Here is a 23518-nt window from a genome sequence, read left to right on the forward strand (position 1 = left end):
TTAGAAGATGGCGTTGGGCCGCAATTTACGTATCCAACACACTTTTTTTCAACTATTCGATTTAACTCATGAATAAAATATATCTACTCCTACTGCTTCTATTTTTTTCAAGCGCTTCCTATGCGCAAGAAAAAGAAAACTCAACTCTTTTCGTGTTCATTGGAGAAAAAGTCGAGGTGAAAGAGTTTTCTCCTGATGTCAAAAAAGGCACCATAATAATGGATGGCGCATTTAAAGCAAAATATAAAATCATTAAAAACATACACGGAAACTACCCAAAGGATACCATAGAATTTGAAGCCTACGACCATTATGGCGTCCCCGCTTTCTCAAAATACAAACACGTACTTTTATACGTTTCTGAGCAAGGCGGAAAATTATACCACGAAAAGTACCAATACTCGGATGTCTACCTAACAAAAGGCAATAAATGGGCCGGGCCTTATTCTTCTAGCGATTATGAGCATCCTGACAATGAAAATACTTCTATAAAGCCTGTAAGGGTAAAGTTCAAAGAGGAAGTATCTGTTGATATTAGTGAATTTAAAAAAGAAGCCATAGATAGATGGTTTCCTAGCCCCTATTATAAAATAACGGGCAACAAAGCAATTGTAGTAATGGGAAACTATATTAATGAACTATTTCAGTTAAAAAAAGACGGAATCCTAAAAGCAAGGGGCTACTACTTTGACAATTAAAAGCCGTCTCGGGTGAAATTCACCAGTAAAAGCACCCCGTGCCAAAACCGCCCCAGAAAGGTTTTAGACTACTTGCCCGTCAGATGGAGTGATAGGTAAACCAGCAACCAGAAGGCACCCTCGGCCTCCCGGTACCCGGCGCGTAGGGTACTTTTATGAAAACTTCTGTACGCTGCGAATCCCCGCCTTTGAAAAGAGGCGAGGATTTTTGCTTCTGGTTACCGAAAAAAATACCAGAAAGTACCTCTACCCAGTAGCCGATCGGCTAAAGAACGCTACGTCAACCAGCCCCCCTGCCTTTCTACTACAACATGCCGCCTTTTGGCTACATCCGTTTGGGGGCTATGGCTGAACTTTGCAGCATACAAAATCAAAGAAACATGAACTTACAAAACAACACGATCTTAGTAACGGGCGGAACGGGAGGGTTCGGCTACGAGTTTGCGGCCAAATTGATTGATTTGGGAAACACGGTCATCATCACGGGCCGAAATGCCGAAAAATTGCAGGAGGTTAAGCGCAAACTACCTGCGGTACATACCATCCAGAGCGACGTCAGCCGGGCCGAGGATATCACGAGTCTCTTCGAGCGCGTAACCCATGCCTTTCCGGACCTCAATATGCTCATCAACAATGCCGGTGAAATGCGAAAAATAAGCCTGCACCACGAGCACGATCTGGCCGACATAACCCGCGAAATCGAGATCAACCTGATGGGCCCCATCCGGATGGTACAGCAGTTTTTGCCGCATCTGAAAAAACAAAAAAACGCGGCTATACTCAATGTCACGTCGGGCATTGCCCTGATGCCTTTTGCCATATCACCCATTTATAGCGCCAGTAAGTCCGGACTTCGTTCCTACACGCAGGCACTGCGCGTACAGCTGAAACATACCAACATTCAGGTGATGGAGCTGGTCGCACCGGGAAGCGCTACCCCTTTGAATGATAAATTCAAAAATGAAGACGGATTTAGCAGCAATGTCCTCATGGCTCCGGAAAAAATCATAGACGCCGCCATCAGGGGTATGAAAAACGATCAGCTCGAAATCTATCCTGGCCTGGCGAAGGTGATGCGGGTACTGAGCCGGGTGGCCCCCAGCTTCATCATTGCCCAGTCCGGGAAAATGGGAGCTTCCTACATGTATGGAAATTAATTTTTTGTACCTTACCAAACGAAAGAAATGAAAATCATAAGCATCATACTCCTGCTGATTTCGGCCTTCCTGAGCCTCAAGCACGGCTGGGATTCCTTTCAACCCGCCAACGCGGAGCAAACAAAAATGATGGCCGACTTAGGTATCAGCAAAACCATCATGCCCATTTTTGGCGCTTTTTCAATCCTGCTTGGATTAATGCTCCTGGTTCCGCAAACCTTTTTTATCAGTAATCTACTGAATGCCGTCACCATTGTTTTGATCATGGCGTTGTCCCTGAAAGCGGGGAACGTAAAAATGGCTTTCATCGAGATTCCGTTTCTGGCTCTGCCCTTGGTATTGATCTGGTTAAAGTACCCTTTTAAATTCTCAAACTAGCTACGTAGCATGGCCTCGATAAAACCCTACCGAATCAAAACCATCACCGAGGGGCATCGCTTGGCGGGCCTACCCAAGCCGTATCACCCGCTCGTCAGTATCATCGACCTCAAAAACCTGAAGGTAGAAACGGGAATGAACGCTGCCATTTTTGATTTTTATACCGTGACGCTAAAAAGAGGATGTGACAAGCTACACTACGGGCAGCAAAGATTTGATTTTGACGAAGGGGTGATGGCCTTCATTGCCCCCGGCCAGGTGTTACGTGGCGAAGCAGGCGGCATGGCCCCCAACCTCGAAGGCTGGATGCTGTTCATTCATCCCGATTTCTTGTGGAATACCTCCCTGGCCAGGAAAATAAAGCACTACGAATACTTCGATTATGCTACCCACGAAGCTTTGTTTCTCTCTGACAAGGAAGAAACGCTCATCAACGGCATTATTGACAATATCAAAGAGGAATACCACGCCAACATCGACAAATTCAGTCAGGATGTGATCATTGCCCAGCTGGAATTGCTCTTTACGTATTCCCAGCGGTTTTACGAGCGGCAGTTCATCACCCGCAAGATAACCAGCCATAAACTCGTGGAGCGTCTGGAAGATGTCCTGGCGGATTATTTCGGCAACGAAGCGCTGCTGTCCAACGGGCTGCCCTCGGTTCAGTACATCGCCGACGCACTCAACGTTTCGCCCAAGTACCTCAGTAGTTTACTCAAACAACTCACCGGACAGACCACGCAGCAAATCATCCACGAAAAACTGATTGATAAAGCCAAGGAAAAACTGTCCACGACGGAGCTATCCGTGAGCGAAATAGCCTATGAGCTGGGTTTTGAGCATTCGCAGTCTTTCAGCAAGTTGTTCAAAGCCAAGACGAGCCAAAGTCCGCTGGAATTCCGGCAGTCGTTTAACTGACGAGCTTACGTCCGTCGGGCGCGAGTGGGCAAGCCTTCCCCGGCAAAGTACTTCCCGGCCAACGCATTTGCCGGGAAGGTGCCTACAACACGACCCGGTACCCAGCGCCTAAGGTACTTTGTGAAACCCCGCCTTTGAAAAGAGGTGGGGATTTTTGTTGTTGGGTGAAAAATTTGCTTTTTTCTCCGAAAGGAAATGCCTGAGGGCTACGCTTTTTGCGGGGCGGATTGTATCTTTGGGTACGAAGGGCATAGGTACTTTTTCTTGTCAATTACTAGTTACAAACGTACTAAAAACAGTTGTAGTCGTTTGCAAACGATTGCAAATGGTTCGAGTATAGCGGAAATACACGAAACTAGGTAAGTTTATTACGTATATACAGATGTTATGGGCAATAGTATCGACCTGACTAATGAAAAGTAATTACAAGACAACTACCACACTTTCCATATTGACACCATTTCTTTTAATTGGTGTCTTTTTATTAATGGGAGGTGGTCACGGAACTTATGTTCCAGGAATATTACTTTTTCCGACTGGATTAATAAGCTTTTCTATTTTCCATCGACTTGAAATACCTTTTATAATTATAGGAATTCTTCAATATCCTTTTTATGGACTTTTGATAGACCGAGCGAAAAATAAACCGAAAGTGACACTAATAATATTGGCGTTTCATTTTGGACTTGTTATACTGACATTTATAACCACTAATGATTTATAAAACTACTGCCCATAACAACAGGTTTAAAAAATTGCGGGGCGATGTGCTGTTAATTTATTCATCGCTTTTTACTATTTTTAGTGCGGGTCGACAGAAATTCTGCAAGTAATACCGCAATATTCTTAAACCTGTGAAACGTTACCGCCAATGCTAAAAGACAACGACAGTGAACAAAATGAACGACAGAAATAAAATGCCAACCGCACATCCAGGCGTATTTGCTTGCCCTAACGCACGGGCTATCGCTTCGCAAGCAAAAGAGCCTGAATTTTTGCCAACGCACCATAAAGACATAAGATGATTTTAAACATTACGACAACTCATAAGCCAGCAACCGACTTAGGCTATTTGCTACATAAACATCCTGACAAGTTTCAGACCTTTGATTTATCTGTTGGAAAGGCTCATGTGTTTTATCCAGAAAAGGGAGAAGATAAAACAACTATCAGTCTATTACTCGACATTGATCCTATCGACATGGTCCGAGGTGCAAGAAATTTGGGTGGAGACGGTTTTTCACTTGGACACTATGTAAACGACAGACCCTATGTTGCTTCATCATTTCTGAGTGTTGCTCTTTCAAAAGCTTTTTCATCTGCAATGAATGGTAAGTGCAAAGACAAACCGGAACTGGTTGATGTAAAATTGCCTTTTGAAATTTCAATTGCATCAATTCCCGCTCCAAAAGGTGGCGAAATTTTAATTAGAAAATTCTTTGAACCGCTTGGTTATAAAGTGGAATTGAAGCGACATACATTAGATGCTGAGTTTCCTGAATGGGGAGAGAGTAAATACTTCTCTTTAAATCTTGAACATACAATCACCACAAAGGAATTACTTTCACACTTGTATGTTTTAATTCCAGCTTTGGATAACGACAAACACTATTTTGTCAGTGAAAACGAAATTGAAAAACTATTTCAAAAAGGGGAAGGTTGGCTAAAAGTCCATCCTGAAAGGGAGCAAATAATCAGGCGATACTTGATTAATTTAAATTCATTATCAAGACAAGCACTTGAACGACTAAGCGAAGGAGATGAAATTGAAAATGCAATAGAAGAGCCAATTGAAAAGACAGAGACTGAGAAAAAGAAAGAAACTCTCCATGACAAACGAATAAAATTAGTGGCTGAAAAACTTATTGAATCAGGAGCTGAAAGGGTTTTAGACTTAGGGTGTGGAGAAGGAAAGCTCATAAGACAACTACTAAAGCAAAAGCAATTTATTGAAATTGCAGGAATGGACGTTTCCTACAATGAACTATTGAAAGCGAGAGAGAGACTTCACTTTGACGAAATGTCGCCTAAACAAAAAGAAAGAATCAACCTATTTCAAGGCTCATTAACATATAGAGACAAACGACTTGACGGTTTTGATGCCGCTGCGGTAGTAGAAGTTATTGAACATTTGGATTTAAACAGACTAAAATCGTTTGAAAGAGTTTTGTTTGAATTTGCAAAACCCAAAACCATAATTCTGACCACTCCAAACAAAGAGTATAATGTAATGTGGGAAAAATTGGATGCTGAGAATATGAGGCATAACGACCACCGTTTTGAATGGACAAGAAACGAGTTTGCAGAATGGGCAAACAGAATAGGAAAAACTTATAATTACAGCGTGGAGACATTACCAATAGGTGGCGAAGAAGAAAACATTGGTGCTCCATCACAAATGGCAATATTTAGATATGGAAATTAAAGTACCAGAACTTTCATTAGTTGTTTTAATCGGTGTTTCAGGTTCGGGAAAAAGTAGTTTTGCAAGGAGACTATTCAAACGAACGGAAATATTATCGTCTGACGAATGTAGAGCATTAGTTTCAGATGACGAAAATAGTCAGGCTTCAACCAATGACGCTTTTGATGTTTTGTATTACATAGCGGGCAAACGCTTGAAAAATGGCTTATTGACCGTTGTAGATGCAACCAACGTTCAAAAGGAATCAAGAAAAGGACTAATTGATTTAGCCAGAACCTATCATTGTTTGCCGGTGGCAATTGTATTGGACTTGCCCGAAAAAGTATCTGAAGAACGAAATCTAAGCAGACCCGACCGAAATTTTGGCGGTCATGTGATTCGTCAACAAGCTCAACAACTGAAAAAATCAATCAGAAATTTGAAGCATGAAGGATTTAGACAAATTTATGTTCTGAAATCAATTGATGAAGTTGAAGCAATTCTTGACATCAAAAGAGAGAAACTTTACAACGATAAAAAAGACGAAACAGGTCCGTTTGACATTATTGGAGATGTTCACGGATGTTTTGACGAGTTGAAAGAATTACTATTAAAACTTGGTTATGAAATAAATCAAGTCGAAGCCAATAATTCAAATTTTGGATTTGAGGTAATTGCTCCTGAAAACAGAAAAGCAATTTTTGTTGGCGACCTTGTTGATAGAGGCCCTGATTCGCCAAGTGTCTTGCGCTTAGTAATGAGTATGGTTAATACGGGTGTTGCGTATTGTGTGCCAGGTAATCACGATTTAAAATTACAGAAGTACCTCAATGGGAAGCAAGTTCAGTTAAAACATGGTTTAGAAGTTACAGTACAGCAATTGGAAAACAAAACTTCCGAATTCAAGAAATCGGTTGAGCAATTTCTATACAGCCTGATTAGCCACTATGTTTTTGATAATGGAAAGTTAGTTGTTGCACATGCAGGATTAAAAGAAGAAATGCAAGGTCGTGGTTCGGGTGCGGTTCGTTCATTTTGTCTGTATGGTGAAACAACAGGAGAAATTGATGAATTTGGCTTGCCTGTCAGACATAATTGGGCAAAGGAATATAGAGGTAAAGCGAAAGTAGTTTATGGACATACGCCAGTACCCGAAGCAGAATGGTTAAACAAAACCATTGATATTGATACAGGTTGTGTATTTGGCGGAAAATTAACCGCGCTTCGTTATCCTGAAGAAGAATTAGTTTCTATTAAGGCTAAACAAGTCTATTGTGAGCCAATAAGACCTTTAGACTTTAACGAATCAGAAAATAAACTTAGTTCACAACAAGAATATGATGATTTACTGAACATTGAAGATGTTACGGGAAAACGTATCGTTCAAACGAGACTAAGAAACAATATAACTATCAAGGAGGAAAATTCTATTGCAGCCTTAGAAGTAATGAGCCGTTTTGCAATAAATCCAAAATGGTTGATTTATCTACCCCCAACCATGTCTCCATGTGCGACAAGTGAATTGCCTGAATTTTTGGAACACCCAGCACAGGCTTTGAATTACTATAAAAAAAGAGGGATAGAAAAGGTTGTTTGTGAAGAAAAACACATGGGTTCAAGAGCTGTTTTAATAATCTGTAAAGATGAAACAACCGCCATAAAACGCTTTGGGGTTGAAAATGAAGGCATTGGAGTTTGCTACACACGAACAGGTAGAAACTTTTTTAATGACCCGGAAATTGAGAAAGCCTTTATAGCAAGAGTTAATCAGTGCCTGACAAACACCAACTTTTGGGATAAGTTCAATACGGATTGGGTATGTTTAGATGCCGAGCTAATGCCTTGGTCTGCAAAAGCACAGGCATTATTAAAAGACCAGTATGCATCTGTTGGTTCAGCAGCAGGTGGGGCGTTACCAGTTGTCGAGCAAGCATTACAAATGGCACTTGACAGAGGAATTAAAGATGCTTTGCCATCTTTAGAAAAATTTGCCGCCAAGAATAAAGCTATAGGCAAGTATGTAAAGGCCTATCAAAATTACTGTTGGACGGTTGAAAGTATTGATGATTATAAATTAGCCCCTTTTCATATTTTAGCTACAGAAGGGCAAGTACACGTTAATAAAACGCATGAATGGCACATGACAAACATTGAGGAGATTTGTCAAGGCGACACCAAACTTTTTATAGCAACACCCTACAAAATAGTGGACTTGAAAGACCAATCAAGTTTTGGCGAAGCAGTTCAATGGTGGCTTGACCTGACAAGTAAAGGTGGAGAAGGTATGGTTGTTAAACCTTATGATTTTATTGCTTATGGTTCGGACGGACTTTTACAACCAGCCGTAAAATGCCGAGGAAGTGAATATTTGAGAATAATTTACGGACCTGAATATGATGCACCCGAAAATATCGACAGACTTAAAAACAGAGGTCTTTCAAGAAAACAATCTTTAGCACTAAGAGAATTTGCACTTGGGGTTGAAGGGCTTGAAAGATTTGTAAAAAAAGAACCTTTAAGACGAATACATGAAAGTGTGTTTGGAGTATTAGCATTAGAAAGTGAAGATGTTGACCCAAGACTATAGGCAAACTCTTCAAGCTAACGCACCGACCAAAGCTTGCCAGAAGCACTATGCGGTAACAGGCATTTGGCTCAATGGCGGGTGACGTGGTTAATTGAACATTCTACCTCGCATCAACTTTTGTGGTGTATTGTCAATTTTGTGCCGCTTCGGCGGGCCGATCCGAAATCCACCACTGCGCCAAGTGCCAAAACGCTATGGACAATCCAAGTGACTGTGCAAACTACATAATACGAAAATACTATTAAGATTCAACTTACTTACAAAATAGATCACGTTTAAAAAATGAGTAGAGTCGCATTAATTTTTCTAGCACTTTGTTTCCCGGTTCTTGTTTATGGTCAGGCAAAGAATCTCCCAAAATGGGAAAGGGTTATTTCTGAAATGACCAAGGCACAAGAAGGAGACACGATTACTTATAGGTCTAAAAAAAGTTTAGATTGGTCTGATTTTAAAATGTCAGCTGTTGCAAACAACGATTTGAAAGCTCATATAGAACTTACATTTGGCGTTTTTGTAAAAAAAGCAAATGTTTGGACGGGAGTCACCACAATTGAATCATACGGAGGAATTAGAAGAGATTTATCGTGGGTTAATCCACAGTATAAATCGCAACAATTACTAGACTATCTTCAATTGAAGTATGAGATTTCTCATTATTTCGCAAAAAAATTAGAAAAAGAGATTAATAGTAAGAAAATAAATGCAGGAAACACAAACAAAATTAACGGAATTATAGAAACACATATAAATGGTAGAGATAAAGCTCTCGATGAACTTGATAGTGAGTCTGATTTTGGCAATAGAGCAGAAATAATTGATAAATGGAAACAAAAAATCCTTAGTGAAGAAATTTGAAAGGCACTACTAATAATTAAAAACAGGCAAATTACTCAATTTTCACCAACTTTATTGCTCTATCTCAGATATAAAGTTTTGGAACTTAAAAAGAGGAACAAATGAATATGAGCATAGTGACTTGGATTTGGAATAAAACATGAATGGCAACGATACCAAGCGGCTTTCAAGACTGACGGCCATTCTAACACAGCTGCAAACGAAACGACTATTGACAGCGACCAGCTTGGCAGATAAATTTCAGGTAAGCGTGAGAACCATTTATCGCGACATTCGAGCCTTAGAGCAAGCGGGCGTTCCTATTCTTACCGAAGACGGAAAGGGTTACACCTTAATGGAAGGATACAAAATTCCACCCGTGATGTTTTCGGAAAGCCAAGCAAATGCTTTGATCCTTGCCGAACAATTGGTATTGAAAAACAAAGATGCCTCTTTTATTAAAGATTATATAGAGGCCATTGACAAAATAAAGGCGGTACTTCGTCCATCAGAAAAAGACAAGGCCAATCTGCTTGCGGACAGAACGCGTTTTGAGCAGAACCTGAATAGGGAACGAAACAGTAATACTCTTTCTCAATTGCAGTTTGCTTTAACCAACTTCTATTTACTAAAAATCAACTATACGAACGAACAAAGCATAACCTCCAAAAGAATTATTGAGCCTTTTGCCTTGGTAAGTACCACTGAAAATTGGCTGCTCATTGCCTGGTGCCGTTTGCGTAAAGAGTTTCGGTATTTTCGTTTAGACCGAATAACGAGAATGGAAATCCTTACCGAGAAGTTTGAACAACATAAAATGACGTTACAAGAATATTTTGATAAATATCATTAATTATTTTTGACCCCTGACATAAGGCTGTCACTACCCTATTCCATCTTTGTATTGTATCTTTTAAAACAATAAAAAATGGAAAAGAAAACAGTTGACCCTTGGGCTTGGGGCAAAAGCACCAATTCAGTACAAGCCGTTGAAGTTAAAAACGTAGCAGGAACCCTATACTGCTCAGGACAAGTGGCCATTGACGCTAACGGCATTCCAAGTTCGGCTGATATGCGAAGTCAGCTTATTCAAACAATCGCAAATTTGGAACAGCTTATCGGTGAGTCTGGCTATGAGTGTAACAATATTGTAAGGCTGAACGTGTATACAACAAACACCAATGAATTTTTCACAACTTGTATGGATGTTTACGTGCCTTTTCTTATGAAACACGGAATACAGCAAGCTACCACTTTGCTGGAAGTAAAAGGACTTTTTGCCACTTTAACGGTAGAACTTGAAGCCACCGTTGTAAAGTAGATACAGAGCCATAAGTAGAAATACCTTATCCGGCAAGCCGTACAGATTGGCGAAAATGGCTACCGCAAAGCCATCTTTTCAAACAAACTGTATGGCTTGTTATCTTTATTAAACAGCTCAGGTAAAAAAGCTATACTTTTATTGTAATATTTAGGAAATTTTTAGGCTGTTTGCAACTACTTTTAATTATTGGAACAACACGAGCCAGCAAGAGTACCCTTATGCAAAAACCCGACCTGGAAACATTTTGCCCTACTTGCCAGCAAGACTGGCGGGACTGGCTACAGGAGCACCACCAGACCAAGCAGTCGGTGTGGCTGGTGTACTACAAAAAGCAGGCAAACGTACCGAGCATTGCGTACAGCGATGCGGTAGACGAAGCCCTGTGCTTTGGCTGGATCGACAGTACCCGGAAATCCATTGACCACGAAACCTTCATGCAGTTTTTCTGCAAACGAAAACCCAGGAGTGTGTGGTCGAAGGTGAACAAGGCCAAAGTACAGCGCCTGATCGACGCCGGGCTCATGACCCAGGCGGGCTACGACAGCATCGAAACGGCCCAGCAAAACGGCTCGTGGGAAACGCTGGACGAGGTAGAAGAGCTGAACATACCCGAAGACCTGGAGAAAGCATTTGCGGCCCGGGCGGGCTCTCAGGAGTACTTTATGAGCCTGAGCCGGTCTACGCGGAAAGCCATCCTGCAATGGCTCATACTGGCCAAGCGCCCCGAAACCCGGCAAAAAAGACGGGACGAAATAGCGCTCCTGGCCAGCCTAAAGCAAAAGCCCAAGCAATTTGGCTAACGCCGACTCGTAAGCCCAAAGTACCTACACCGAAAAGCCCGCCGCCAGCAGGTGGTGGTACTGCGGGTGGCGGCGCATGTAAGTAGCCATAAACGGACAAAGCGGCAGGATCTTGAGGTCGTTGGCTTCCGTATACTCCAGGGCGTTCTTGGCCAGAGCTGAGCCAATACCCTGCCCCTCCAGGGCTTCGGGTACTTCGGTGTGGGCAATGACGATCCGGCCCGTGGCCAGGAGGTACTCCTGGTAGGCGTCTCCGGCTTCGGTATGGATCACGAAGCGTTTCTGGTCGGGCTCGTGGGTAATCAGGAATTCGGGCGTAGCCATAGGTAGTTCGGGCTAAGTACTTGACTCGTTTTACAACCTCAATAATAGCAAATAGACAAGTACCTTACACCAGCCAGGTCGCTTCTTTTTCCAGAGCCATAAAATTGACCAGCTGGTTGGCCTGGTTCAGCAAGGGGATGATGTGTACGTTGCAGAGGTACGGTAGGCCCGACTTCCGGTAGTTGATGATTGTCCCCGCGTAGGGGTTTCGGCGGCTGAGCTGCTGCCGTATTTCCTGCCGAATTTCCGGACTGGTCTTTTCGCCCTGCAAAAAACTGGGCTTTTTGTGGTAGGCTTCGTCGAATCCGTAGCCCGTCATGCGGGTAAAACCCTTGCTCACCCAGGTGATCTGCTGCGCCGCGTCGGTGATGACGACGGCGCTCATGCGGCCTTCCAGGTAGGGTTTGGCGGTTTGGAGGTTAAATACCCAGCCCTGCTCTTCTTTGAGTTGTTCCAGGCACTGCCAGTCGTCCTGCTGCGAGGGCGTGGGCTTGCGGGAAAACTCCATCCCGATCAGCAGTGGCATGGTCAGTTGGATACCTACGAAAGTATCACAGTGTGTTTTGGAAGGTAAGTTCAGCATGGCAATGTATGTTTAAAAAGTTAGTGTAATAAAGTACCTTATCTACCTCATCCCCGGCCCTTCTCTTTTCAGGAGAAGGGAGGTTAGTAATAACTATCAGCCTCAATATCATCCTCGTAGCGGCGGCCCTTCCGTGCGACGGTCCGACGGTCCGATCCTTCTAGGAAAAGGGGGATAGAAGGAGGGTTTTGAAATAATACCAATACCACCTCATACCTGGCAGGACCAGGGAAATCTTCTTTTTGGGAGCAGGCAGGAGCTTTTATTGGCGTGCTGGGCTTTGAAACCAGCGTTTACATAGGTACCTCAACCCGTTGTTATTCATTTTTGTTAATGGGTATCGGATTTTTATCCTCGTCAATGGCCACGAAGGTAAAGGTACCACTCACGGCCTTTTCGCGTTTTTCTTCGTACATCTGCTCCACGTAGATGTCGGTACGTACTTTCAGGCTGGTATTGCCCACGGAGATGACCTGCCCCACCAGCTCGATGATGGTACCCGCCGGGATGGGCCGCGCGAAGTCGATGCGGTCAGAGGAGACGGTGACGCAGCGCTGGCGCGTAAAGCGCGTGGCCGCGATGAAGGCGACCTCGTCCATCATGGAGAGGGCCGTGCCGCCAAACAGCGTGTCGTAGTGGTTGGTGTTGTTGGGAAATACGGTTTTGAATACGCGGGTCTCGGCCTGCTTCATTCGCTCTTCGGTCGTCATGCGTTTTTTACAAATAAAGAATAAAGTAATTACCCGACCTACCTCCACCAAGCGGCGGCAGGCCGGGTACAAAGTAACGCATCAAAGTACCTCCGCGCCTACTTTTTCTCGCAGGTACCTACTGGCCGCGATCATGTTCCGCAGGGCAGCCTCGGTTTCGGGCCAGCCGCGGGTTTTGAGGCCGCAGTCGGGGTTTACCCACAGGTTACGGGCCGGAATCACCGCCAGCGCTTTTTCCAGCAGCTGTACCATTTCCTCCGCGCCAGGTACCCTGGGCGAGTGGATGTCGTATACACCGGGGCCGATCTCGTTGGGGTACTGGTAGTTGGCAAAAGCCTCCAGCAGTTCCATCTGCGAGCGGGACGTTTCGATGGTGATCACGTCGGCGTCGAGGGCGGTGATGGAGTCGATGATGTCGTTGAACTCCGCGTAGCACATGTGGGTGTGGATCTGGGTGCTGTCCTGCACGCCCGAAGTACTGAGCCGGAAGGCGTCCACGGCCCACTGCAGGTACCTGGGGCGGTCGGCACGGCGCAGCGGCAGGCCTTCCCGCAGGGCGGGCTCGTCTACCTGAATGAGGCGAATGCCCGCCTGCTCCAGGTCAAGTACCTCGTCGCGAATGGCCAGGGCGATTTGGAAGGCTGTAGCCTGCCGGGGCTGGTCGTTGCGCACAAACGACCACTGCAGGATCGTCACCGGGCCGGTTAGCATGCCTTTCAGGGGCTTATCGGTTTGCGCCTGCGCAAAGGCCGACCACCGGACCGTCATGGGCGCGGGGCGCTCTACGTCGCCGTAGATGATGGGCGGCTTCACGCAGCGGCTTCCGTAGCTCTGCACCCAGCCGTTTTGGGTAAAAACAAAACCCGACAGACGCTCGCCGAAGTACTCCACCATGTCGTTGCGCTCAAATTCGCCGTGCACCAGCACGTCGATGCCCAGGTCAGCCTGCCAGCGGATCGAGTCAAATACCTCCTGCTCGATGCGCGCTTCGTACTCCTGGGTAGTTAGCTCTCCCTTTTTGAAGCGCGCCCGCAGCTGACGTACCTCGGCCGTCTGCGGGAAGGAGCCGATGGTCGTGGTGGGGAAAAGGGGTAGCTGGAGCTTTTTGCCCTGGATCAGCTGCCGAATCGGGAAGGTACTTTGACGGCGGAGATCCACCGCAGGTACCTCGCGCAGCCGGTCTTTTACGTGGGCCTTGTGAATCAGCGCCGACTGCTGACGGCTTTCCAGGGCCGCCTGGTTTTGCACTAAAACCGGGCATTCGTCCAGCGGTTTTTCGGCTATGGCCAGCTCCCGCAGATCTACTATTTCGTGGAGTTTCTGCTTGGCAAAAGCCATCCAGTTCTTGATTTCGGGCGTCAGCACGGCTTCGTCTCGTTCCAGGTCCAGGTCGTTGGGGCAGTGCAGCAGCGAGCACGACGGTGCCAGCATCACGCGGTCGGGGCCCAGCTTGGCCACGGCTTCGTCGATGAGTTTTAGGGAAGCGGCGTAGTCGTTTTTCCAGATATTGCGGCCGTCCACTACCCCCAGCGAAAGTACCTTGTACGAATTGGTAAAAGCCTCGTGGGCCAGGAGCTGGGGTAGTTGGGCGGGGGCGCGCACCAGGTCCAGGTGAAGTACCTCCACGGGCAGGGCCGTGGCTACGGGTAAGTTGTCGCCCAAGCTACCAAAGTACGTAGCCAGGATGATCCGTAGACGGGGTACTTCCTGCGCCAGCCGCTCGTAGGCCCGGCCGAAGGCTTTTTGCTCGTCGGCGGTGAGGTCCAGCACCAGGCAGGGTTCGTCGAGCTGCACCCACTCGGCCCCGCGCTGGGCCAGCTCGCAAAGTACCTCCACGTACACGGGAAGGAGCTTGTCCAGGAGCTCGATGCGGTGGAAGCCCGCTTCTTTTTCTTTACCTAACAATAAAAACGAAACCGGTCCCAGCAGCACGGGTTTGGTAGGGATGCCCAGCTGCCTAGCGTCTTCAAACTCCCGAACGGGCTTATCGGAATAGCGGTAAAAGGTCTGATCTTTCGTAAACTCAGGTACCAGGTAGTGGTAGTTGGTATCGAACCACTTGGTCATTTCCAGGGCTTTGATGTCCACGCCTTCACGCTGGATGCCCCGTGCCATGGCAAAGTAAAGATCGAGCTCGGCGTTGGACTTGCCGTCGATGAGCGCGTGGTAGCGCGCTGGAATGGCTCCCACCAGCAGGGCGGTGTCCAGTACCTGGTCGTAGAGCGAAAAATCGTTGGCCGGGATCAGGTCCAGGCCCGCGGCGCGTTGGAGCTCCCAGTGGCGGTGGCGCAGCTGGCGGGCGGTCCGGAGCAGGGCTTCCCGGTCGATGGTACCGGCCCAGTACTGTTCGCAGGCTTTTTTGAGCTCGCGTTGGCTCCCGATGCGCGGGTAGCCGAGGTTGTGCGTAAGCATACTACGTTGTGTTTAAAGGGTTTTTGAAAAAACGCCTCTGAAACACCCTACCCGTCCCGAAGCCAGCGGGCCTTCTCACCGAAGTCAAAAGGCACAGCCTGCCCGGTACGTACCGTTTTTGTGCACGAAGTACCCTCGTCCGGCGGCGGCGATAGGCCTAAACTACCTTCCCGCCTGATGGTCAAGGCGAAGAAGGGGGTACTTTCATAAAAACGGCGTTGTAAAATCAATGCGTGACTCAGCCCTAGTCGTGAAGGCTCAGCCATTGAGAATAGGGGCAAGTCTCCTGGCTCGTCCCATTTTTACCGCCCTTCTCATCCTGCCGGGCAGGACAATGGGCCGCGAGGGTAAAAACGTGTTTTGTTTCCAAAACGGGGTACTTACAGTAGCACGTCTGCTCGTGATTTTCACACGATTCCTTTTTTAATTTCTGCGGGTAGGTAGAAGCAAGATTCCACCCGCGAAAACCACTATTCCGATTGACGGGTATTACAAAGAACACGGCAAAGGTAACAAAAAATAAAAATCCGCGCCGCAGCAAGTACCTAAAAAGCTTCGCCGAGCGTGAGGTACAGCTGCCCGCCTCCGTAGGGCGACAGCCCGTAGTCGGCACGGACGTTGAGGTGGTTTTTCTTTTGTACCTTCAGCCGCAGGCCGCCCCCGTAGGTAAACTTGGGCCGAGCCAGCCGAAGTACCTCCGCCTGGTCACCCAGAAACCCCACCGCCCCGAAGCCCACCAGCCCCAGCCGCCAGCCGAGCTCCCAGCGCAGTTCGGCCTGGCCCAGGAGGGCGTTTTTATCCCGAAAAAATCCTTCGTAGATCCCCCGCATTTTTTTTTGCCCACCCAAAAAGGAAAGCTGACTGAAAGGTACTTCCCGCCCCATTACGGTACTCACCACGTAGTTGGTAGCCAGTACCCAGCGCGGGCTCAGCGCGAGGTAGTTGGCGACGTCGAGGTAGAGCCGCACGAAGTTGCGGTCGGCCCCGAGCAGCCGGGCCGTGGGGAGTACGTATAACTCGCCGAACATGCCCGTGCGGGGGTAAAAAACCGTGTCGCGGGTGTCGCGCAGCAAAGAAGGCCCCAGGCTGGACGTACGGCTGAAGCTACTCCCCACCACCCGCCCGGAGGCCAGCTCGCCGCCAGCGTCGGTTCGGGTGACGCGGTAGCTTTCGTACTGGTAGCGCAGGCCCGCGTAGGTTTTGGGGCCCAACTGCCGGGCGGCCAGCAGGCGCACCCGCGGGTAGGTGACGTCGAAGTATTCCTGAGGTACCCGCGCCTCGCCGATGCCGTAGTAAAAGTAGTTGTAGCGGTACCAGCCGGTATCTGAGAAGAGGTAGTAACGATTATTTTTAAGGAAAATCGAAAAGGGTAGAAAAACCAGGATCTGGCGGTTTTGGGTGTAGGTGACGCCCAGCGAGAGCTGCGAGGGCTTGGCCCAGAGCGAATCTTTTGCAAACGAAAAAGCGCCCGCCACCACCGCCCCGGCCCCAAAACCCGTTTCGGGCAGCCGAAACACCACCGGCAGGGGTACGATGGTCTTGTCGCGCAGAAGCGGCGGGCGAGCGCGGGTCAGGGTATCGGCAGGTACCTGCGCCCGCAGCGACACCATGGATAAAGTACCCATGGCCAATAAAGTACCCGCAAAAATTCGAATCCAAACACGCATAGGGCAAACGAAGGGAGCTGGCTGGCCAAGAAGCCGCCGCAAAGTACATACGCCCGGATAGGGCGAAAGGTTTCGGACTTTGGGAAATGAAGCCTCTCGAAGTACCTTCCCCGCCGGGGCAAAGGTACCTTCGCCGCGACCGGGTTTTATGGCCTGAATGAAACTATTTATCCCTAAAATCTACTAAAACTCCCGCGCCTGCCCTAATTTTACCGGCTCGAAATGTTTCTCACTACACGCTCTTTTTACTACCCAATACTATGGAATACCGCATCGAAAAAGATACCATGGGCGAGGTGCAAGTACCGGCCGATGTCTACTGGGGTGCCCAAACGCAGCGCTCCATCCAGAACTTCCCCATCGCGCAGGACATCAACAAGATGCCCAAGGAAATCATAAAAGCCTTTGCCTACCTTAAAAAGGCCGCCGCCATTACCAACTACGAAGCGGGGGTACTTGCGCCGGAGAAAAGCGACCTGATTGGCCGCGTGTGCGACGAGATTCTGGCAGGAAAGCTCGACGACCAGTTTCCGCTCGTGGTGTGGCAAACCGGCTCGGGTACCCAGTCCAACATGAACTGCAACGAGGTGATTGCGTACCGCGGCCACGTGCTACAAGGGGGTACTTTGGGGGATAAACAAAAGTACCTGCACCCCAACGACGACGTGAACAAGTCGCAGTCGTCCAACGACACCTACCCCACGGCCATGCACATTGCGGCCTACAAGATCCTGGTAGAAGTGACGATCCCCGGCATCACCAAGCTGCGGGACACGCTCAAAGCCAAGGCCGAAGCTTTCAAAGAGGTGGTGAAGATTGGCCGTACGCACTTCATGGACGCCACGCCGCTCACGCTGGGGCAGGAGTTTTCGGGCTACGTGTCGCAGCTCGACCACGGCCTGCGCGCCATCAACAACACCCTGGCGCACCTCTCGGAGCTGGCGCTGGGCGGTACGGCCGTGGGTACGGGCATCAACACGCCCGACGGTTATGCCGAAAACGTAGCCCGGCACATCGCTGACCTCACCGGCCTGCCTTTCATCACGGCCGAAAATAAATTTGAAGCCCTGGCCGCGCACGACGCCATCGTGGAAGCCCACGGCGCGTTGAAAACCGTGGCCGTGAGCCTGATGAAGATCGGTAACGACATCCGGATGCTGTCGTCGGGCCCCCGCTCAGGCATTGGCGAGATCTACATCCCGGACAACGAACCCGGTAGCTCCATCATGCCCGGCAAGGTGAACCCCACGCAGTGCGAAGCCATGACGATGGTGGCCGCCCAGGTGATGGGCAACGACGTGGCCATCGGCATCGGCGGCTCCAACGGCCACTTCGAGCTGAACGTTTTCAAGCCGCTGATGGCCTACAACTTCCTGCACTCAGCTCGGCTTATCGGCGACGTCTGCGTGTCGTTCAATGACAAGTGCGCCGTGGGCATTGAGCCGCTGCACGACAACATCAAGAAGCACGTGAATAACTCGCTCATGCTCGTGACGGCCCTCAATACCAAGATCGGCTACTACAAAGCCGCCGAAATTGCCCAAACGGCCCACAAAAACGGCTCCACGCTCAAAGAAACCGCCGTGGCGCTGGGGTACCTCACGCCCGAGGAGTTCGACGAATGGGTAAAACCTGAAGATATGGTGGGGAAAATCTAAGGGCACCTTCCGTAGTATTTTACGAAGCTCTGCGCCCCGGCGCGGGGCTTTTTTCTTGTAATAAGTACCTACTGCTGGGGTACCTGGTCTGGTCAAAAACATTTCATTACCTTTCGGACTTATTAGGATAAGTACCTCTACCCTAACCCTTTCAATCCTATGGACCGGCTCCTGCTTTTCTTGTTCCTAGTTATTTTACCGCTTTCGCCCGTTCAGGCCCAAAACTGGACCGACCTCCAGGACCGCGAGCTGGTGTTCCGGCAGGTCAATGTGATCCCGATGGACCAGGAGCGGGTACTTCGCAACCAGACCGTCGTGGTGCAAAACGGCAAGATCACGGCCATTACCGATGCCGCTAAGGCCAAGTACGGTAAAAACGCGCAGGTGGTGGAGGCCAACGGCAAGTACCTCATCCCCGGCCTGGCCGAGATGCACGCGCACGTGCCGCCCGTCGATGAGCTGGAGCCCATGCAGGAGGTACTTACGCTCTTTCTGGCCAACGGCGTCACGACGATCCGCGGTATGCTGGGCCACTCACGCCACCTGGAGCTCCGCCAAAAACTCCGCAACGGCGAAATACCCGGCCCCCACTTCTACACCACCGGCCCGTCCTTCAACGGGCAAACGGTGAAGTCGCCCGAGGAGGGTGCGGCGCGCGTGCGGGCCCAAAAAGAAGCGGGTTACGACTACCTGAAGCTGCACCCCGGCCTGACGCTCCGCAACTTCAACGCCGTAGCCGAAACCGCCCACGACGTAGGTATCCCGTTTGTGGGGCACGTGTCGTTTGGCGTGGGCGTGTGGCGGGCCATTGAGGCGGGCTACTCGTCCATCGACCACCTCGACGGCTTCATCGAAGGTCTCGTGCCCGACATCCAGTCGTACACCGAGCAGGAGGCGGGGCTTTTTGGGATGTACGTGGCCGAGAAGGCCGATCGCGCGCAGGTACCTAAACTCATGCAGGCCCTCAAGGAAAAAAACATCTGGGTAGTGCCTACCCAGGCGCTGGCCGAGCGCTGGCTTTCGCCCACGTCACCGGAGGTACTTGACCGCGCCCCCGAGATGATCTACATGAAGCCTGACGTGCGCATGAGCTGGATCAGGAGCAAGCAGAGCCTCCAGGCGCAGGCCGCCTACGACCCAGCCAGGATCTCGAAGTACATTCAGTTCCGGCGCGACCTCATCAAGGCCTGCCAGCAACATGGCGTGGGCCTGTTGCTGGGCTCCGACGGCCCGCAGGTCTTTAACGTACCCGGTTTCTCGGTCCACCACGAGCTCAAGTACCTTGTCGACGCCGGCCTGACGCCTTACCAGGCCCTGCGCACGGGTACCGTCAACGTGGCGACCTACCTCGGCCAGGCCGACCGCGCCGGTACCGTAGCCGTGGGCCAGGCCGCCGACCTGGTGCTGCTCAGCGGTAACCCCTTACAGGACATTGGCCAGTCGCGCAGCGTGGAGGGTGTGTTGGTAGGTGCCCGCTGGTACCCGCAAGACTACCTTCGGGCGGAGTTGAAAAAGCTGGAGAAGTAAGGGGGGGGCTACTGCTTTGACGAATAGCTGACCGTAGAATTCAGGTTAGGTACGAGCTCTAGCTTTGCTACTATGACCCAGTTTACAATCAAACACGGGCTGGTTTGCACTCAGCAGAAGGTTGTGCGGGAGTTTTTAGCCTAGGCAAGTCTCCTCAAGTATCGGTATATTTGAATGTATGGTTCGTAAATACAGATGTTAGATAACATGTAAGAGGCTTAAAATATGAAACTTATCGAAATTAAAGAAAGTGAACTTAAGAGTATAACTCTCTTCCTAATTGATAAGAAGATAATTCTACATCCCATAATATCTCCTGACGGAATTCCTGACTTTTCAGGATATGAAGGGAGAAATTTTATCGTTATCTTAGATCGTAATATTCTGGTTCGAATAATTAGATTTTAGTAAATAATGGAGAATTAAAAGATACACACAGTCTGAAAGTAATTAGTTGTCTTTTAGCATGGTCAGAGTTTAATAACATTGCACTTAATTCAGGTTTGGCACTTACTGAATATTCACACCATCATGGAGGTAACATAGAAGCAAGTAAAGAAAACAATATCTTTCTCCATATATATAAGCAATATTCTCCAAGGGACTGGTTTGACCTTGCAATGGGCAAAACCAAAACAATTCCAAAAATAGAACTTGAGAAAGGAAAAGATTTCGAATTCTTTCTTGAAGACGATCATTTCAAGATGCATTACTTAGAAATGCTAAAATTGTCTCAATTGTACTTTAGTGACGAACTCGAAATTGTGAAGAGATTTGAATTATTCCATAAATGGGTCTTTGAGAATATACTGATCTGTAAGTACACAACATATTTTGCTGTTATGTTATTAGGCGGCAAATCCAAAACCTTTCGAAAGAAGGAGATAAATTACGAATCGATAAACCGCATCTGTAAGAACGTTGCATGGGATCTGACGTATTTATCGTTTTGGAGTACACAATACTATTGTGAAAAAGATGCTAAACAAGTATACATTTTCGCAACTATGGATCAAGAACTAAGAGATTTATTTTTCTTAACACATAAAGAGTCTTTGGAAATTTACAAGGAAGTCTTTGGAGAACAGGAAGGTCAGACTATCATCAATTCAGTTTCAGAAATATATGTAAAACGCAACAAACCTGAAATCAACCCAATTGTACTTGATAAAATGATACAAGAGGAACAAATAAATCTAAATGAAACATTAAATAGAAAAACGCTATCTAACAATGTACATGACGATCATGTCGGCATTCAGCCGACATGATCGTCATGTACTTACCGTTAATCAGTAAAGTAGTAAAAAAACTTTAGCTTTTGTTAGTAAAAACAACAATTAAGGCGTCATACGGCTTCTGAAAACCAGGCGGTTCTCTACCCTTGGGATGACGTTCGCCATTGAGTCACCATAAGCCGAACCAACCCGTACAGGACAAGGCTTATCACCCCTCCAAAGGTGAGCCACTTAGCCAGCTTAAACAGTTCGCATAGTACCGCCAACGCCACGGACTGATTAGGATACGTAGTCAACAAACCCACGATGGTGGCGTTTTCGAGGTAGTCGAAAAGCAGGCTAATGAACGGCAGTAGTGCTATCCAGCCAAACGGTTTATAGGCTTTGCCGCGGAACAGCAGCGTGAGGACTACTGCCCACAATAGACTATACACGATGGGATAAACCAAATCGGTGGTCAGTTCGATTAGTGTGTAGTAGGCTCGGGCGGCGGGGCCGTAGTCGGCTACCATGCGCAGGGTACGGGCAGGGTCAAATCCGAACGTCAGGTCGATGGGCCCCAGGGGTTTGCCCGCCAAACGGTTGATGGTAGCCTCGGCATTTTTAAGCCAGTAAGCCGGAAAACTAATGTAAAGGGCAAGCAACGGGATCAGGATTTTCCAGGTGGCAATCCGGTCGATGAAACGGCTCAGGGCATTCATGGGTCTTAGGAGGGCCGGGCCCAGTGAGGCGGGGCCAGCGGCTGAGAGTTTAGGGTTCATATTTCCTCCAAAACTAATGATTTTTCTGCACCCATTTCCGTTTTGTTCAAAGCGCGTAATTCGTCGGTAAGACCTTGATAAATAGCCGGGTTAAACGGCGCCATAAACTCCTTAATGGGGTTACGGGTGCGGCGGGTTTTGAGACCCATGTCGCGCATCAGTTCGTCGGCGTGATGGAACGAAAAAGGAATGATGCAGGTACCTGAAGCATTGCTACGCGGGGCGCGTTGCATGAGCCATTCCTGGTGTAAGGCGATTTCTGTTTTCATCGCCACGGGATTGGGCAAGTTCAGTTGGCCTTTGAAATACTGAGCCGAGTAGTGGGCCGCCAGCTCTGAGGTAAAGGGCGTAAACAGCGACGGATTGTAGCCTACGAAAGCCAGGTTGGGTACATCGGTGGGCAGGACGTTGCGGTAGAGCTGGAACCAGCCTTTCTGGTTGCGGATTTGGCGGGTAAGTTCTTCACTAAAGAAAGGTACTGTTTGCCGGAAACCCGTGGCGAAGATCACCTGATCGGCTTCGATTTTCTTACCGGAATGAAGTACCACGCCGTCCGAAACAAAGTGGGCAATTTCACCCTTTTCGAGTCGAATGTCGCCCGAGGCCGCCCGTTCGTAAAAATGGTCGGAGGTGAGGCCAATGGAGCAGTTGGCAATGCTGTCGAAGGGCTTGTCGGGCAACAGACCGCTTTGGCGTAATTTCAATTGGGCCGCCACCAACTTACCCAGTCCTTTCGTCAACAGGCCGGTGACCGGTTTACCCAGCGGTCCGTGCAGAAACTTGTGGATACCTAACAAATGACGGTACGGAAAAAGTGACTCTCCGAAGCGATGCAGCAGCAGGTACTTGAAGTTCAATCCTTGAAAAATACGGGGCATTTTCCACTTGGCCTCGCGGTAAATGCAAACGCAATTTTCGGATACGTTACTTACCTGCGATAGAATGTCGTGGGCCGATTTGGCAAAGCCCACCACAGCTACCCGTTGGTGGCGGGCGGCGTCGAGATGATGCTGCCGAAACTCGGTGCTGTGCAGCACCGTTCCTTGAAATAGTTCACGGCCGGGTACCTTGGGCTTGTTCGGTTCGTTAAACACGCCGTTGCACACTACCAGGAAATCCACGAGTACTTCGGTGATTTCGTCATGCTGCCGGGTTTGGAGTAGCCAGCCTTCCGTGCCGTTTTCTATAGGTTCGGCCCGCTCCACGGTAGTACCGAATCGGATACCGGGCAAAATTCCGAATTGCCGGGCATAGTTGGTCAGGTACTCCTGCACCTGCTCTCCGGTGGGCCATTCGGGGTAGTGCGCGGGCATGGGAAAATCCGAGAACGTATAGGTGTCGCGGGTGTTTTGGGTAGTTACGTTGGGATAACGCTTCGTGGAGGCCCATACGCCGCCGAGTTCCTGTTCGCGCTCGAACACCACCACCGAAAATCCGTGCTCCCGCATGGTTTTGGCCGTAACCAGTCCACTTACCCCCGCCCCGATGATACCTACCGTTTGTTTCGTTTTCATTCTGGTATGATTTAAAAGAGTTTA

Annotated in this window: 20 protein-coding genes and 1 riboswitch; of the genes, 13 read left to right on the forward strand and 7 right to left on the reverse strand. The window is 48.5% G+C overall.

Annotation, left to right across the window (positions count from 1 at the left end; translation table 11 throughout):
* The first annotated feature begins 68 nt into the window (after positions 1-68).
* The 10 genes from HNQ92_RS13655 (at position 69) to HNQ92_RS13700 (ending at position 11100) form a co-directional block, all read left to right on the forward strand.
* Positions 69-698, forward strand: coding sequence for a hypothetical protein (locus tag HNQ92_RS13655; RefSeq protein ID WP_184174567.1), 630 nt, complete (start codon positions 69-71; stop codon positions 696-698).
* A gap of 380 nt (positions 699-1078) precedes the next feature.
* Positions 1079-1855: an SDR family oxidoreductase gene (locus HNQ92_RS13660; RefSeq protein WP_184174568.1), complete on the forward strand. Its 777-nt coding sequence runs from the start codon at positions 1079-1081 to the stop codon at positions 1853-1855.
* A 27-nt stretch (positions 1856-1882) separates the two neighbouring features.
* Positions 1883-2233 carry a hypothetical protein gene (locus tag HNQ92_RS13665; protein ID WP_184174569.1) on the forward strand — a complete coding sequence of 117 codons (351 nt, stop codon included), beginning with the start codon at positions 1883-1885 and terminating at the stop codon, positions 2231-2233.
* Between the two features lie 9 nt (positions 2234-2242).
* A complete protein-coding gene (locus tag HNQ92_RS13670) occupies positions 2243-3151 on the forward strand; it encodes a helix-turn-helix domain-containing protein (RefSeq protein WP_184174570.1) in 909 nt (302 codons plus the stop codon).
* 1021 nt (positions 3152-4172) lie between these two features.
* Positions 4173-5576, forward strand: a complete 1404-nt coding sequence (locus tag HNQ92_RS13675) for a 3' terminal RNA ribose 2'-O-methyltransferase Hen1 (protein WP_184174571.1) — start codon at positions 4173-4175, stop codon at positions 5574-5576.
* Positions 5566-8142 (forward strand): polynucleotide kinase-phosphatase, encoded by a 2577-nt coding sequence (locus tag HNQ92_RS13680; protein WP_184174572.1) that lies wholly within the window; start codon positions 5566-5568, stop codon positions 8140-8142. Before HNQ92_RS13675 ends, HNQ92_RS13680 begins: the two co-directional genes overlap by 11 nt.
* Positions 8143-8424: 282 nt before the next feature.
* Positions 8425-8997 carry a hypothetical protein gene (locus HNQ92_RS13685; RefSeq protein ID WP_184174573.1) on the forward strand — a complete coding sequence of 191 codons (573 nt, stop codon included), beginning with the start codon at positions 8425-8427 and terminating at the stop codon, positions 8995-8997.
* A 139-nt stretch (positions 8998-9136) separates the two neighbouring features.
* The gene (locus HNQ92_RS13690; protein ID WP_184174574.1) at positions 9137-9829 is read left to right on the forward strand and encodes a helix-turn-helix transcriptional regulator; all 693 of its coding nucleotides are present in this window, start codon (positions 9137-9139) and stop codon (positions 9827-9829) included.
* Between the two features lie 75 nt (positions 9830-9904).
* Positions 9905-10297, forward strand: a complete 393-nt coding sequence (locus HNQ92_RS13695; RefSeq protein ID WP_184174575.1) for a RidA family protein — start codon at positions 9905-9907, stop codon at positions 10295-10297.
* A 221-nt stretch (positions 10298-10518) separates the two neighbouring features.
* Complete coding sequence (locus HNQ92_RS13700; protein ID WP_184174576.1) at positions 10519-11100, forward strand: YdeI/OmpD-associated family protein; 582 nt, start codon at positions 10519-10521, stop codon at positions 11098-11100.
* A gap of 24 nt (positions 11101-11124) precedes the next feature.
* Here HNQ92_RS13700 and HNQ92_RS13705 read toward each other — a convergent pair whose 3' ends face one another.
* The 5 genes from HNQ92_RS13705 to HNQ92_RS13725 form a co-directional block, all read right to left on the reverse strand.
* Complete coding sequence (locus tag HNQ92_RS13705; RefSeq protein WP_184174577.1) at positions 11125-11424, reverse strand: GNAT family N-acetyltransferase; 300 nt, start codon at positions 11422-11424, stop codon at positions 11125-11127.
* A 64-nt stretch (positions 11425-11488) separates the two neighbouring features.
* On the reverse strand, positions 11489-12007 hold the full coding sequence (locus HNQ92_RS13710) for a PAS domain-containing protein (RefSeq protein ID WP_184174578.1): 519 nt from the start codon (positions 12005-12007) through the stop codon (positions 11489-11491).
* A gap of 317 nt (positions 12008-12324) precedes the next feature.
* Positions 12325-12717 (reverse strand): acyl-CoA thioesterase, encoded by a 393-nt coding sequence (locus HNQ92_RS13715; RefSeq protein WP_184174579.1) that lies wholly within the window; start codon positions 12715-12717, stop codon positions 12325-12327.
* 81 nt (positions 12718-12798) lie between these two features.
* Entirely contained in the window at positions 12799-15129 is a 2331-nt protein-coding gene (metE, locus tag HNQ92_RS13720; protein ID WP_184174580.1) for a 5-methyltetrahydropteroyltriglutamate--homocysteine S-methyltransferase, read from the reverse strand.
* A gap of 259 nt (positions 15130-15388) precedes the next feature.
* A riboswitch (cobalamin riboswitch) is annotated at positions 15389-15616 on the reverse strand.
* A gap of 58 nt (positions 15617-15674) precedes the next feature.
* On the reverse strand, positions 15675-16796 hold the full coding sequence (locus tag HNQ92_RS13725; protein ID WP_184174581.1) for a BamA/TamA family outer membrane protein: 1122 nt from the start codon (positions 16794-16796) through the stop codon (positions 15675-15677).
* Between the two features lie 260 nt (positions 16797-17056).
* On the opposite strand from HNQ92_RS13725, the gene fumC reads away from it, so the two are divergent.
* The 3 genes from fumC to HNQ92_RS13740 all read left to right on the forward strand — a co-directional run bounded on the left by fumC (position 17057) and on the right by HNQ92_RS13740 (position 21252).
* Positions 17057-18454 (forward strand): class II fumarate hydratase, encoded by a 1398-nt coding sequence (gene fumC / locus HNQ92_RS13730; protein WP_184174582.1) that lies wholly within the window; start codon positions 17057-17059, stop codon positions 18452-18454.
* 159 nt (positions 18455-18613) lie between these two features.
* Positions 18614-19981 carry an amidohydrolase family protein gene (locus HNQ92_RS13735; protein ID WP_184174583.1) on the forward strand — a complete coding sequence of 456 codons (1368 nt, stop codon included), beginning with the start codon at positions 18614-18616 and terminating at the stop codon, positions 19979-19981.
* Positions 19982-20484: 503 nt separating this feature from the next.
* Entirely contained in the window at positions 20485-21252 is a 768-nt protein-coding gene (locus HNQ92_RS13740; RefSeq protein WP_184174584.1) for a hypothetical protein, read from the forward strand.
* Positions 21253-21359: 107 nt separating this feature from the next.
* Here HNQ92_RS13740 and HNQ92_RS13745 read toward each other — a convergent pair whose 3' ends face one another.
* Both HNQ92_RS13745 and HNQ92_RS13750 read right to left on the reverse strand, forming a co-directional pair.
* Positions 21360-21980, reverse strand: a complete 621-nt coding sequence (locus HNQ92_RS13745; protein WP_246440103.1) for a hypothetical protein — start codon at positions 21978-21980, stop codon at positions 21360-21362.
* On the reverse strand, positions 21977-23494 hold the full coding sequence (locus HNQ92_RS13750; protein WP_184174585.1) for a flavin-containing monooxygenase: 1518 nt from the start codon (positions 23492-23494) through the stop codon (positions 21977-21979). The genes HNQ92_RS13745 and HNQ92_RS13750 overlap by 4 nt, the downstream gene beginning before the upstream one ends.
* Positions 23495-23518: the final 24 nt, after the last annotated feature.

This window comes from Rhabdobacter roseus, from assembly GCF_014202275.1.
Classification (GTDB): domain Bacteria; phylum Bacteroidota; class Bacteroidia; order Cytophagales; family Spirosomataceae; genus Rhabdobacter; species Rhabdobacter roseus.

What these genes read in the sequence shown, in the direction of transcription:
- HNQ92_RS13655 (WP_184174567.1), top strand. Translation starts at nt 69, where the DNA reads ATGAATAAAATATATCTACTCCTACTGCTTCTATTTTTTTCAAGCGCT.
- HNQ92_RS13660 (WP_184174568.1), top strand. Translation starts at nt 1,079, where the DNA reads ATGAACTTACAAAACAACACGATCTTAGTAACGGGCGGAACGGGAGGG.
- HNQ92_RS13665 (WP_184174569.1), top strand. Translation starts at nt 1,883, where the DNA reads ATGAAAATCATAAGCATCATACTCCTGCTGATTTCGGCCTTCCTGAGC.
- HNQ92_RS13670 (WP_184174570.1), top strand. Translation starts at nt 2,243, where the DNA reads ATGGCCTCGATAAAACCCTACCGAATCAAAACCATCACCGAGGGGCAT.
- HNQ92_RS13675 (WP_184174571.1), top strand. Translation starts at nt 4,173, where the DNA reads ATGATTTTAAACATTACGACAACTCATAAGCCAGCAACCGACTTAGGC.
- HNQ92_RS13680 (WP_184174572.1), top strand. Translation starts at nt 5,566, where the DNA reads ATGGAAATTAAAGTACCAGAACTTTCATTAGTTGTTTTAATCGGTGTT.
- HNQ92_RS13685 (WP_184174573.1), top strand. Translation starts at nt 8,425, where the DNA reads ATGAGTAGAGTCGCATTAATTTTTCTAGCACTTTGTTTCCCGGTTCTT.
- HNQ92_RS13690 (WP_184174574.1), top strand. Translation starts at nt 9,137, where the DNA reads ATGAATGGCAACGATACCAAGCGGCTTTCAAGACTGACGGCCATTCTA.
- HNQ92_RS13695 (WP_184174575.1), top strand. Translation starts at nt 9,905, where the DNA reads ATGGAAAAGAAAACAGTTGACCCTTGGGCTTGGGGCAAAAGCACCAAT.
- HNQ92_RS13700 (WP_184174576.1), top strand. Translation starts at nt 10,519, where the DNA reads ATGCAAAAACCCGACCTGGAAACATTTTGCCCTACTTGCCAGCAAGAC.
- HNQ92_RS13705 (WP_184174577.1), bottom strand. Translation starts at nt 11,424, where the DNA reads ATGGCTACGCCCGAATTCCTGATTACCCACGAGCCCGACCAGAAACGC.
- HNQ92_RS13710 (WP_184174578.1), bottom strand. Translation starts at nt 12,007, where the DNA reads ATGCTGAACTTACCTTCCAAAACACACTGTGATACTTTCGTAGGTATC.
- HNQ92_RS13715 (WP_184174579.1), bottom strand. Translation starts at nt 12,717, where the DNA reads ATGACGACCGAAGAGCGAATGAAGCAGGCCGAGACCCGCGTATTCAAA.
- metE (WP_184174580.1), bottom strand. Translation starts at nt 15,129, where the DNA reads ATGCTTACGCACAACCTCGGCTACCCGCGCATCGGGAGCCAACGCGAG.
- HNQ92_RS13725 (WP_184174581.1), bottom strand. Translation starts at nt 16,796, where the DNA reads ATGCGTGTTTGGATTCGAATTTTTGCGGGTACTTTATTGGCCATGGGT.
- fumC (WP_184174582.1), top strand. Translation starts at nt 17,057, where the DNA reads ATGGAATACCGCATCGAAAAAGATACCATGGGCGAGGTGCAAGTACCG.
- HNQ92_RS13735 (WP_184174583.1), top strand. Translation starts at nt 18,614, where the DNA reads ATGGACCGGCTCCTGCTTTTCTTGTTCCTAGTTATTTTACCGCTTTCG.
- HNQ92_RS13745 (WP_246440103.1), bottom strand. Translation starts at nt 21,980, where the DNA reads ATGAACCCTAAACTCTCAGCCGCTGGCCCCGCCTCACTGGGCCCGGCC.
- HNQ92_RS13750 (WP_184174585.1), bottom strand. Translation starts at nt 23,494, where the DNA reads ATGAAAACGAAACAAACGGTAGGTATCATCGGGGCGGGGGTAAGTGGA.